Genomic DNA, 12231 nt, shown 5'->3' with positions numbered 1-12231 from the left:
TATAACACACGGCATGATTTTTGTCAACCATATTAAGCATAGTTTTCGTAAAAATAAGACACGGACTTCTGTAATTAGATTTTTATAGACAGGTAAAAAAAGAGGACGAACACAGTCCATCCTCCGATATGCTTAAGTATCTTACTCTGCTGTTTCGTTGTTTGTAACAGCAATGTCAGGAGCTTCGCCATTTTCAGCAGCTTCTTTAGCCGCCTTGCGCTCCTTTGCTACTCTTATGAGAGTCTGCTTGATAGACTCAAGCATTTCCTGAGTGAAAGGAAGGTTCTCGCCAAATGGGTTTACAACAAATCCCTGTACCTTTGGCGTCTGCTCAGTGAGAGCAGCTATATCCTGAAATCTCATTGCAAAGCTCTGGAATGGCTTGTCATACTGGAGCTTCTTAGCTTCCTCCGGGGAAGTGAAAACAGGGAAAAATGTGCCGTTTGTTTTGTTGTTGTTGAGAAGAATGAACTTAGCCTTGCTCTTGTCCTCAAAATTAACATGGTTTTCAGCGTCGGCAACAAGCTCTGTTGTCTTTTCTACCATTGCAGGCACGAGAAATGTGCAGGCAAGTGCTGTGTTTATTACCTTGTTTTGAGTTTCGGCACAGAAATTCTTTCTCATTTCTGCGATAGCTTCTATAAGCTTAGGGTTGTTGTCGAAATTTGGTTTCTGATTGTTAGCCTTGAGTTCTGCCATTTTTAATTACTCCTTGTCTGTTTCTTCAAGATTTGTTTCGATTATAAATTTAGGTCTAGCCTTTGTTTCCAAATAGATCTTGCCTATATATTCTCCGATAATGCCTATAGCCAAAAGCTGAAGTCCGCCTATCGCCCATATAGACGTGATAGTTGAAGCCCAGCCCTGAACGGTGTGCCCCACTGCCCATGTTATAAGGAAATATATAAGCATTATAAGTGATACTAAAAATACTATTATACCGATAGTGGTGATAAATCTTATAGGCTTTACAGAAAGAGAGGTTATTCCCTCAACTGCAAAAGAAAGCATTTTTTTCAGCGGATATTTAGATTCGCCCGCCACACGCTCGTTTCTTACATACTTAACGATGTCGCTCTTGAAGCCAACCATAGGCACAAGACCTCTCAGAAACAGATTTACTTCCTTAAACTCTGCCAGAGCGTCTATAGCCCTTTTGCTCATAAGTCTGTAATCAGCGTGATTATATGTTATCTCAACGCCCATATGCTCCAAAAGCTTGTAATATGCCTGAGCAGTTCCTCGCTTGAAAGCGGTATCCTTTTCTCTCGATGAACGAACGCCGTAAACAATATCACAGCCCTCTGCCCTCTTATCAAGGAAGCCGTCAATAGCGTTTATATCGTCCTGCAAGTCAGCGTCCATGGAAACAACGATATCAGCATAGTTTCTCGCCGTCATAAGACCAGCCAGCAGTGCGTTCTGATGACCTTTGTTTCTTGAGAGTTTAAGACCTGTGAAAACAGGGCTTGCTTCGTGGAGCTTCTGTATTATCTCCCACGTTTTGTCCTTTGAGCCGTCGTCAACGAACATGACCTTGCTGTTCTGTGCGATACGACCTTCTGCCTTCAGCTCATCGAGCTTTTTTATAAGCGCTTTCGCTGTGATAGGCAACATTTGTTCTTCGTTGTAGCATGGTATCACTACATACATAGTTTCTTTCATTTTGTTCTCTTATCCTTTCTCATATTCGATCCCGAACAGGCGGCAAGCGTTTCTATTTGTAATGTCAAGCACTTCCTGCGGATCGAGTTTTTTTATCTCAGCCACGACCTTTGCCACTTCTTCTATCATAGGGCTTTCGCACCTCTGTCCTCTGTAAGGAGGGGGCGCCATATAAGGACAGTCCGTTTCAAGAAGAAGCCTGTCCATTGGGACAACTTCAAGAGCACGTTTGGCTTTTTTAGCATTTTTAAAAGCAAGCGCACCTGTAAACCCGATATACATACCAAGCCCAAGCACTATCTCTGCGGTCTCCGCCGAGCCTGAAAAGCAGTGAACTACACCTGACGGCGCATATTTGTTCAGCACGTCAAGGCAGTCCTGAGTGGCTTCACGGCAGTGAACTATAACAGGCAGACTTTTCTTCACAGCATATTCCACCTGCTTGTCAAAAAGCTTTATCTGTCTTTCTTTGTCATATCCCTCATAATGATAGTCAAGCCCTATCTCACCAATCGCAACAAGCTTGTGAGTAGAGCAGGCTTTCAAATAAAGCTCGTCAAGCACCTGCATATAATTTTCAGGAAGAGTATCCATACACTCAGGGTGAAAGCCCACAGAGGTATAGAAATTCTCATATTTTTTCGCAGTTTCGATTCCGAACAAAGACGATCTTTCGTCCGTTGCGGCATGGCAGACCTTGTCTACAGGAGAGTCAGGGTCGCAAAGAAGCCTGTCAAGGACTTCGTATCTGTCCTCATCGAAAGCGTGATCGTCATAGTGACAATGTGAGTCAAATATATTTTTTATGGCAAGGACGTCCTTTCGTAAAAATATACAAACATATTATATCACAACTCGCCAATTTTGTAAAGCTTTTTATTGTAAAAACGGGCATAAAAAACGGGCGAACAAACCGTTCGCCCGCAAAGATCTTTATTTTACTAGAAAGCTATCTTCTTTTCGATATAAGCTACCAGCTCGTCGATCTTGACACGCTCCTGCTCCATTGTATCTCTGTCTCTTACTGTTACACAGCCGTCCTCAACAGAATCAAAGTCATATGTGATGCAGAATGGTGTACCGATCTCGTCCTGACGGCGATATCTCTTACCGATAGAACCTGCCTCGTCATAGTCAACAAGGAAGTGCTTTGAAAGCTCTGCATAAAGCTCGCCTGCCTGCTCGCTGAGCTTCTTGGAAAGCGGAAGAACACAAGCCTTGAAAGGAGCAAGTGCAGGGTGGAAACGCATAACAGTTCTAACGTCAGGCTTCTCCTCTGTGCCGATGTTCTCTTCGTCATATGCTTCGCAAACAACTGTCAGGAACAATCTCTCAACGCCAAGGGAAGGCTCGATAACGTATGGAACGTATCTCTCGTTTGTTTCAGGGTCAAAGTAATCAAGGCTCTTGCCGCTTGTTTTGATGTGCTGATTAAGGTCATAATCAGTTCTGTCGGCAACGCCCCAAAGCTCGCCCCAGCCAAATGGGAAGAGATACTCAAAGTCAGTTGTAGCCTTTGAATAGAAGCAAAGCTCCTCAGGTGAATGATCTCTCAGACGAAGGTTTTCTTCCTTGATGTTAAGGCTAAGGAGCCAATCCTTGCAGAAGCCTCTCCAGTAGTTGAACCACTCAAGGTCTGTGCCCGGCTTGCAGAAGAACTCAAGCTCCATCTGCTCAAACTCACGAACACGGAAAATAAAGTTACCCGGAGTGATCTCGTTTCTGAATGACTTACCTACCTGTGCAACACCGAAAGGTACTTTCTTTCTTGTTGTTCTCTGGATATTTGCAAAGTTTACAAAGATACCCTGTGCAGTTTCAGGACGCAGATAAAGCTCAGACTTTGAGTCCTCAGTTACACCCTGAAATGTCTTGAACATAAGGTTGAACTGACGGATATCAGTGAAGTTGTGGCTTCCGCAATCTGGGCATGGGATCTGCTTTTCCTTGATGTAGTCCATCATCTGCTCGTTTGTCCAGCCTGCAACGTTAGTGCCGTCAAAATCTTCGATAAGGTTGTCCGCTCTGTGACGTGTCTTACAGTCCTTGCAGTCCATAAGAGGGTCAGAGAAACCGCCAATGTGACCTGAAGCCACCCAAGTCTGCGGATTCATAAGGATAGCGGAGTCAAGACCAACGTTGTACTTGTTCTCCTGAATGAACTTCTTTCTCCAAGCGTTCTTGATGTTAGTTTTCAGCTCAACGCCAAGCGGACCGTAGTCCCAAGTGTTTGCAAGACCGCCGTAGATCTCGCTTCCAGGGTATACAAAGCCTCTGTTTTTACAGAGAGCCACGATCTTATCCATGGTTTTTTCAGAATTATTCATGAAACATTCTCCTTATACAAAATATAATACTACCATTATATTTTATAGCAAAATTCCGCAAATGTCAAGGCGTTTCAGCGATTTATTACTTTGTGTAGTTATATGGCTTTTTATCGTTGCAAAAAATCACGCATTGTGCTATAATAAAATAGTATCGCTATGACTATTCATGTATTGGAACATATTAGGAGAATTTGACTTGATGAACAGTTTTTTTATCGGAAACGTTGAAATAGAAAAGACCGCCGCATTAGCACCCATGGCGTCGGTGGCAGATAAATCATATCGCCTTATGTGCAAAGAGTATGGTGCGTCATATCTTGTGAGCGAAATGATATCATCGAAGGGTCTGTGCTTTGGTGACAAAAAGACTGCACGTCTTTGCGAGATTGAGAAAGAGGAACGCCCCTATGCTTTGCAGCTTTTCGGGGAAGACCCTTATTATATGGGAAAAGCGGCTTATAAGCTCAACGATTATTCCCCTGATATCATTGATATAAACATGGGCTGTCCTGTGCCTAAGATAGTCGGCAACGGCAGTGGCTCTGCACTTATGAAGCTTCCTGACACAGCGGCAGAGATATGCAGAGAGGTGGTAAAAAACGCAAACTGCCCCGTTACAGTGAAATTTCGTGCAGGCTGGGACGAAAACAGCATAAATGCAGTGGAGTTTGCAAAGCTCATGGAGCAGGCAGGGGCAAGCGCCGTCACCTGTCACGGCAGGACGAGAACGCAGTTTTATTCAGGCAAAGCCGATTGGGATATAATAAAGCAGGTAAAAGGGGCTGTGAAGATACCTGTTATCGGAAACGGTGACGTTGTTGACGGAGAAAGCGCAAAGGCAATGTATGAGCAGACTGGCTGTGACCTTGTGATGATAGGCAGAGGAAGCTATGGCAGACCATGGGTTTTCCGTGACGTGAAGCATTATCTTGAAACAGGGGAAAAGCTTCCTGAGGTGAGCATAGAAGAAAAAATGGCAGTGATGAAAAAGCACTGCGAGCTTATATGCAAATACAAGGGCGAACGTCAGGGCATGAAAGAAGCCAGAAAAAACTGCGCATGGTATGTTAAAGGGCTGAAAGGCTCTGCAAGGCTAAGAGCGCAGTGCGGTGGGCTTAATACCATTTCTGACCTTTATGAGATGATAGACCACATACTTGCAAACGAGTTAGGAGAATAAACAATGGGAATTTTATCCGTAGTAGGAACGCCTATAGGCAACCTTGGAGATATGACATACCGTGCAGTTGAGACCCTAGAAAAGGCTGATTTTATCTGTGCCGAGGACACAAGAGTTACCGCAAAGCTTCTCAATTATTTTGACATAAAAACGCCACTTGTGAGTTATCACGAACACAATGCAAAACAGGTGGGCGAGAGCATTTTGAACAGGATAATGGCAGGCGAGAACGCCGCTATCGTCACAGACGCCGGTATGCCCTGCATTTCAGACCCTGGGGAGCTGCTTGTAAAGCTGTGCGCTGAAAACGGTGTGAAAGTGGAGGTAGTACCAGGTCCGTCAGCGGTGGTATCAGCACTTGCCATAAGCGGACTTGACACTGCAAGATTTCAGTTCGAGGGCTTTTTGTCAACCACCAAGAAGCAAAGATTAAATCATCTTGCCTCGGTAAAAAACTGCACGAACACTCTTATTTTCTATGAAGCGCCCCACAAGCTCATCTACACTTTGAAGGATATGCTGGAATATTTCGGTGACAGAAGAATATCTCTTTGCAGGGAGCTTACAAAGATACACGAAGAAGTTTTCCGCACCACTCTTGCGCAGGCTGTGGAGTATTATGAAGCCAACAAGCCAAAGGGCGAATTTGTGCTTGTTATCGAGGGTGCAAAAGAGGACGAGCTTTGCCCTGCGGAGAATATAGAGGAAGCTTTGGAACAAGTAAGATCCCTTGTGGAAAAGGGTATGCGTGGAGCTGACGCTTGCCGTGAGATAGCAAAGGCGACGGGATTTTCTAAGGGGGAGCTTTACGGACACTTGTTTAAATGAGGAATGAGGAATTAAGGTATCGCCTGCGGCGATTATCATTTCTCGTAGGGGCGAACATTGTTCGCCCGTTGGCTTTCGCAATTTGTATATTATATATTAATTTAGATTTTTTGAGGTGATTTTATGAGCATAAAAGAATACATCGGCGGACAGTGTGCCGACCCAGAGGGATTGGGCGGTATAGCCTGTGCAAAATTCATGAATTTTTTCAATGCAGAGCACTACAGAGCGGTGAAAAAATTTGTCTGCAAGCTTGACGGTGCAAGGATATTGGATATAGGCTTTGGAAACGGTGTGACTATCAAAAAGCTTAGCAAGAATATAAACGCTAAGTTCTATGGAGTCGATATTTCTGCGGATATGGTGGAAAAAGCCAAGCGAGAAAACCGTGACGGAGTGAATACCAACAAGGTGATCTTACAGCAGGGAAAAGCTGAGGAGCTTCCTTATAATGACGATTTTTTTGACACTGTTTACACTGTGAACACCATTTATTTCTGGGAGGACACCGCAAAAGTTCTTGACGAGGTAAGGCGAGTTCTCAAAGACGGCGGCAATTTTATCTGCACATTCTATACAAAGGGCTACCTTGATAAGCTCCCGTACTGCGACACAGGTTTTGACAAGTTCACTCCTCAGCAGGTGCGTTCAATGGCTAGAGAGCGTGGCTTCCATGATGTAAAAGTCAAAATTCTGAGCGACTGCAAAGCGTATTGCCTTATTGGCACGAAAATAGAGGGCGAATAAGGTGGCAGATGTGACCATTGTGCCTCTTTCAGAGGAAAACGTACAGCTTTTTTCACAAACTGCGGCGAAAATTCTGCCCGAAGCTTGGAGTTTTGAAACCTACAAAAAACAGCTTTCAAACCCTGACGATATATCGTTTCTTGCCCTTTGTAATGGCGAAGCCGCAGGCTTTATAAGCGTGTGGTGCGTTTGCGGAGAAGCTGAGATAAACAATATAGGCGTTTTGGAGAAGTTCCGCAGAATGGGCATTGCAAAAGCCCTTTTTGACAGCGCATACAATGCCGCAAAGGCTGAAAAATGGTATCTTGAAGTGCGGGAATCAAACCTTGGGGCTATACAATTTTACGAAAAGCAGGGCTTTGAGAGGGTAGGCATGAGAAAAAATTTCTACACCGCCCCCACGGAAAATGCTGTTTTAATGGCACTTCAACCCACTGAAAATGGAGAAATAAATGACATATAACGATTTTACATTTGAGTCCTTGGGCGAGGGCATTGAGATATGTATATCTGACGAACACCGCTTTGGTACTGACGCTTTTCTGCTTGCGGATTTTTCAGCAGGACGGCACAAGGATATCTGCGCAGACCTTTGCACAGGAAGCGGCATAATAGCGCTTCTTCTGCACAAATTTTACAAGCCACAGAAGATATATGCTGTTGAGATACAGGAAAAGGCTCACGAACAGCTTAAAGTATCTCTTGAGAGGTCGAAAATAGACACTATCCAGCCTGTTTTGGGCGACTTGAATGATTGGCGAAGCGAAAAAGAGCTTGACCTTATCACCTGCAATCCGCCTTACAAGATAAACAACACAGGTGCGAAGAATGACAGAGAAGCGGTTTCTATTGCACGCCATGAAATGCTCTGCACTATTGATGACGTGTGCAGATGTGCAAAGAAAAATCTGAAATTCGGTGGCAGGCTTTGCATATGCAACCGCCCCGAGCGCCTATGCGATATAATGGTGGCAATGAGAGCCAGCGGCATCGAGCCGAAGCGTTTGCGGACAGTTCACAAAAACCCAGAGTGTCCCCCATGGCTTATTCTCGTTGAGGGCAAAAAGGGCGGAAAGCCTTTTGTGCAGATAGAAAAGCCGTTGTATTTGATAAAAACGAGTTGTTGTGGGCAACAGATGTAGGGGACGGCGCCCCCGACGTCCCGTTATGTTGCGCACACGCTGTCGGAAAGGTCTATCTTTCAAGCTTTGGTAAAATTATCAGAGATAATATCCACAGAGCAAACAGTGTCTATGATGACAAAAAGATATTGCAATATGTCATAATGCCAAATCATATCCATTTTATACTGAAAATCGGTGCGGGAGTCAGCGGGACGTCGAGGGCGCCGTCCCCTACAAACGAGATAGTTCCACAGTATGTGTCAATGTTGAAAAGATTTATAAATAAGGATATTGGTTTTAATATTTTTCAGCGTTCATATTATGACCATATCATCAGAAACCAAAAAGAATATATAGCAATTTCAAAATACATACACAATAACCCTTTCAAGTGGGACGTTGACGAGTATAATCCAAGAAATGAGAACAATAAAGCGGAGGTGCTTGGACTAGAATGAAACTACTAGCCATAGACGGAAACAGCATAATGAACAGGGCTTTTTACGGAATAAAGCTGCTGTCAAATTCAAAGGGACAGTTCACGAATGCCCTTACGGGGTTTATGAATATTTACCTCAAGGAGATAGGTGAGGTAAAGCCTGACTGCGTGGCAGTGGCTTTCGACCTTAAAGCCCCTACTTTCAGACACAAGGCGAATGCCGCATACAAAGCCAACCGAAAGGGTATGCCTGAGGAGCTTGCTCAGCAAATGCCTGTGATAAAAGAGCTTTTGGGCGACCTTGGTATAAAGATAGTACAGTGCGAGGGCTATGAAGCAGACGATATTCTCGGTACGCTCTCAAAAGCCGCCGCAGATTCAGGCAACGAGTGCTATATCCTCACTGGTGACAGGGACAGCTTTCAGCTCGTTTCCGACCGTGTGACAGTGCGCCTTGCCACCACAAAGGAAACAAAGATATATACCCCTGACAGGATAATGGAAGAATACGGCGTTACCCCTCGCCAAATGATCGAGGTAAAGGCTCTTATGGGAGATACCTCAGACAATATCTCAGGCGTAAAGGGCATTGGCGAAAAGACCGCACTTTCCCTTATCAAGCAGGAGGGCGATGTCAAGACCCTTTATGAACACCTCGCAGATATCAAGCTTACCCCGTCTGTGCGCACAAAGCTTGAAAATGGTCATCAGGACGCTATAGACAGCCGTTTCCTTGCCGAAATATGTCTTGAAGCCCCTGTTGATAAAGCTACAGAGTTTTATAAGCTGGGCGAGGTTGATACCGAGAAAACAAAGGCTCTCCTTGCCGACCTTGAAATGATGCGCCTTATAGACAGATTGGGTCTTAGCGGAAAAGCTGTGGAAAGCGCTGACAGCGCAGTGCAGGAAAGCAAGCTAAAGCTTTCCGACCTGCCTAAGTTTGAGGTCAAGCCACTTGATGAGAGCGTTATATCTGTTCTCGGCAAGGACAAAACAGTGTATTTTATCTTTGCCGACAATAAGCTTTCTATCCTCTGTAACGATGTTATCTACACCACCGAGGACAATGCAATTATCACAGCTTTCATGGGAACAGCCTGCAAAAAAATAACCTTTGAGGGCAAAACTGCCCATAAGTTTGCGTTCTCAAATGGCACTCACCTTGAAAACCTCACTTTCTGCTGCGACCTTGCAGGATATCTTCTCAATTCACAGTCAAGCGAGTATACAGCGGAAAATCTTTGTCTTTCATATAAGTGCCTTTACCGCTCTGATATGGGGGAATATGCAGACCTTTCAAGCCTGCCTGCTCTTAGTGAAAATCTGAAAAAACAGCTTGAAATGACAGAAATGACAAAGCTATTCGACGATATCGAAATGCCACTTTGCGAAGTGCTTGCTTCAATGGAGTTTTACGGTGTAAAGGCTGACGCAGAGGGCATAAAGGCTTTCGGTGAGGACTTGAAAATAAAGATAGACGAGCTTACCTCGCAGATATATATGTATGCAGGCAAGGAGTTCAATATAGCCTCCACAAAACAGCTTGGGGAGGTGCTTTTCGAGGACTTAGGTCTGCCTGCAAAGAAGAAAACAAAGTCGGGCTATTCCACTAATGCGGACGTTCTTGAAAGCCTTATGGACAAGCACCCTATCGTGCCTCTTATCGTTGAGTACCGCACCCTCACAAAGCTCAATTCCACCTATGTTGACGGACTTTTGAAGCTTATCCACCCTGACGGCAGAGTCCATTCTGTTTTCAAGCAGACCGAAACAAGAACAGGAAGGATATCTTCCACCGAGCCTAATATGCAAAATATCCCCGTGAGAAAAGAGATAGGCAGGAATATGCGTAAATTCTTTGTTGCCGAGGACGGCTATACTCTTCTTGACGCTGACTACAGCCAGATCGAGCTTAGAGTGCTTGCTTCCGTGTGCGGTGACAAAAATATGCAGGAAGCTTTCTCAGAGGGCAGAGATATCCATACCTCAACGGCGGCACAGGTCTTTGATATCCCCGAGGATTTTGTCACCCCTGAAATGAGAAGTGCGGCAAAGGCTGTAAACTTTGGTATAATCTATGGCATAGGTGCATTTTCTCTGTCAAAGGATATCGGCGTAACGGTAGCGGAAGCAAAAAGATACATCAAGAATTATCTTGACAACTTCCCGAAAGTATCTGAATTTATGGATAAGACAGTTGATTACGGCATAAAAAACGGCTATGTCACCACCCTTTTCGGCAGAAGAAGATATATCCCTGAGCTTTCTGCTTCAAACAAGGTCTTGCAGGCTTTTGGAAAGAGGGCGGCAATGAACGCACCTATCCAAGGTGCTGCGGCTGATATCATAAAGATAGCAATGGTAAGAGTATACAAAAAGCTTAGAGAAGAAGATCTTGACGCAAGACTTATTTTGCAGGTGCATGACGAGCTTATTATAGAAGCGGCTGAAAAAGACAAGGATAGAGCCGAAAAGATACTCAAAGATGAAATGGAGAACGCTGTAAAGCTTGCTGTGCCAATGACAGTGGACGTAAACAGCGGCAGAAGCTGGTATGAGGCGAAAGACTGATTTTTTTAGTGAGGAATGAGGAGTGAGGAATGAGGAATTAAGGTATCGCCTGCGGCGATGATCTTGATTTCTATATGTAGGGGCGAACAGTGATCACCCGTTTATCCATATTGCTTATTTTATATGTTTTGCCCTTATTATCTTTGTCACCTTCGTGGTTTGGCTGACAATTTGTTTGTGATTGTTGACGACTTTTTGACGGCTGTCACAATAATACTTGACTTTTGTGAAATTTGTGGTATAATTTTCTATGTAAAAAGTGTGTAAGAAAGATAGATAAAAAGTAGAATAATAGGAATTTGAAAAACGAAAAGGGGCTGGGAAAATGAAAAAATTGCTTTTTGTGTTCAACCCCCATGCTGGCAAGGGACAGATAAAAGATAACCTTTGCGACATTGTGGATATTTTTACAAAGGGCGGCTATGAGGTAGTCACCTACCCTACGCAGGCTAAGCTTGACGGCTATAACAAGCTTTGCAAGTGCGGTCAGGATTATGATATGATAGTCATATCAGGCGGTGACGGAACATTGTCTGAGGCTGTCAAGGCAATGATGACATTTGATAAGAAAATACCGCTTGGATATATTCCTGCCGGTTCAACAAATGATTGTGCTCAGTCTTTGAGCATACCGAAAAAAATGCTTGACGCCGCAAGGGAGATAGTTGACGGCGTGTATTTTGATTATGACGTTGGTAAGTTCAACGGTCAGTATTTTGTGTATGTAGCAGGCTTTGGCGCTTTCACTGACGTTTCTTATGAAACCTCACAAACGCTGAAAAACAAGTTTGGTCATGCCGCATATGTGGCTGAGGGGATAAAAAGGCTTTCAAAGATAACAGGTCAGCAAATGAGAGTGGAGCATGACGGCGAGGTAATAGAAGGAAGCTTTATACTCGGTCTTATCTCAAACACTATCTCAGTGGGCGGAATGAAAAAGCTTATCGCTTCCGGGGTGTGCTTTGATGACGGACTATTTGAAGTGGTCTTGGTAAAGACACCTAAGAACGCTATCGAGCTGAGCAACACCATAAATGAAGCAGTGCTTAATAAGCTCAACGATAAGCATTTTGTGACTTTCAAGACCTCAAAGGTCACATTCACAAGCGTGAACGAAGTGCCTTGGACGCTGGACGGAGAGTCAGGCGGAAAGCATACATATGTTGAGATAGAAAACTGCAAGCAGGCAATAAGATTCAAACTCAAACCCAATGACATAACCGCAGAGCAAACGGCTGTTCAGTGCAGTGCAGGAGATATGATAATGACCGAGGACGGTCACCCTGTTGTCATTGAAGATCAGTATGAGATAGAAGATTAAGCTGTTTTGTAGGGGCGGACTTTGAT

Annotated in this window: 12 protein-coding genes; 8 read left to right on the top strand and 4 right to left on the bottom strand. The window is 44.2% G+C overall.

All coding sequences use genetic code 11. From position 1 onward, the window contains the following. Positions 1–141: 141 nt before the first annotated feature. The 4 genes from QVO88_RS03635 to QVO88_RS03620 form a co-directional block, all read right to left on the bottom strand. Positions 142–699 (bottom strand): SseB family protein, encoded by a 558-nt coding sequence (locus tag QVO88_RS03635; RefSeq protein ID WP_022287165.1) that lies wholly within the window; start codon positions 697–699, stop codon positions 142–144. A 6-nt stretch (positions 700–705) separates the two neighbouring features. After that, positions 706–1665 carry a glycosyltransferase family 2 protein gene (locus QVO88_RS03630; protein ID WP_022287164.1) on the bottom strand — a complete coding sequence of 320 codons (960 nt, stop codon included), beginning with the start codon at positions 1663–1665 and terminating at the stop codon, positions 706–708. Positions 1666–1674: 9 nt separating this feature from the next. Continuing rightward, positions 1675–2463 carry a TatD family hydrolase gene (locus tag QVO88_RS03625; protein WP_333634963.1) on the bottom strand — a complete coding sequence of 263 codons (789 nt, stop codon included), beginning with the start codon at positions 2461–2463 and terminating at the stop codon, positions 1675–1677. Positions 2464–2606: 143 nt separating this feature from the next. Beyond that, positions 2607–3992 (bottom strand): glycine--tRNA ligase, encoded by a 1386-nt coding sequence (locus tag QVO88_RS03620; RefSeq protein WP_022287162.1) that lies wholly within the window; start codon positions 3990–3992, stop codon positions 2607–2609. Positions 3993–4194: 202 nt separating this feature from the next. On the opposite strand from QVO88_RS03620, the gene dusB reads away from it, so the two are divergent. The 8 genes from dusB to QVO88_RS03580 all read left to right on the top strand — a co-directional run bounded on the left by dusB (position 4195) and on the right by QVO88_RS03580 (position 12205). After that, on the top strand, positions 4195–5175 hold the full coding sequence (dusB, locus tag QVO88_RS03615; RefSeq protein WP_022287161.1) for a tRNA dihydrouridine synthase DusB: 981 nt from the start codon (positions 4195–4197) through the stop codon (positions 5173–5175). A gap of 3 nt (positions 5176–5178) precedes the next feature. Then, entirely contained in the window at positions 5179–6003 is an 825-nt protein-coding gene (gene rsmI / locus QVO88_RS03610) for a 16S rRNA (cytidine(1402)-2'-O)-methyltransferase (protein WP_022287160.1), read from the top strand. Between the two features lie 123 nt (positions 6004–6126). Further along, entirely contained in the window at positions 6127–6750 is a 624-nt protein-coding gene (locus QVO88_RS03605) for a class I SAM-dependent methyltransferase (RefSeq protein WP_022287159.1), read from the top strand. 10 nt (positions 6751–6760) lie between these two features. Then, positions 6761–7213 carry a ribosomal protein S18-alanine N-acetyltransferase gene (rimI, locus tag QVO88_RS03600; RefSeq protein ID WP_022287158.1) on the top strand — a complete coding sequence of 151 codons (453 nt, stop codon included), beginning with the start codon at positions 6761–6763 and terminating at the stop codon, positions 7211–7213. Then, positions 7203–7892, top strand: coding sequence for a tRNA1(Val) (adenine(37)-N6)-methyltransferase (locus QVO88_RS03595; protein ID WP_022287157.1), 690 nt, complete (start codon positions 7203–7205; stop codon positions 7890–7892). The genes rimI and QVO88_RS03595 overlap by 11 nt, the downstream gene beginning before the upstream one ends. Further along, a complete protein-coding gene (locus QVO88_RS03590; protein WP_288177755.1) occupies positions 7871–8332 on the top strand; it encodes a transposase in 462 nt (153 codons plus the stop codon). Before QVO88_RS03595 ends, QVO88_RS03590 begins: the two co-directional genes overlap by 22 nt. After that, a complete protein-coding gene (polA, locus tag QVO88_RS03585; protein WP_022287155.1) occupies positions 8329–10884 on the top strand; it encodes a DNA polymerase I in 2556 nt (851 codons plus the stop codon). The genes QVO88_RS03590 and polA overlap by 4 nt, the downstream gene beginning before the upstream one ends. A gap of 325 nt (positions 10885–11209) precedes the next feature. Further along, positions 11210–12205: a diacylglycerol kinase family protein gene (locus QVO88_RS03580; protein ID WP_022287154.1), complete on the top strand. Its 996-nt coding sequence runs from the start codon at positions 11210–11212 to the stop codon at positions 12203–12205. Positions 12206–12231: the final 26 nt, after the last annotated feature.

The organism is Ruminococcus sp. CAG:57, from assembly GCF_000435935.1.
GTDB classification, from domain to species: Bacteria; Bacillota; Clostridia; order Oscillospirales; family Ruminococcaceae; genus Hominimerdicola; species Hominimerdicola aceti.
Note: the sequence above shows the minus strand (reverse complement) of the source record. Positions and strands in the feature narration are given on the sequence as shown.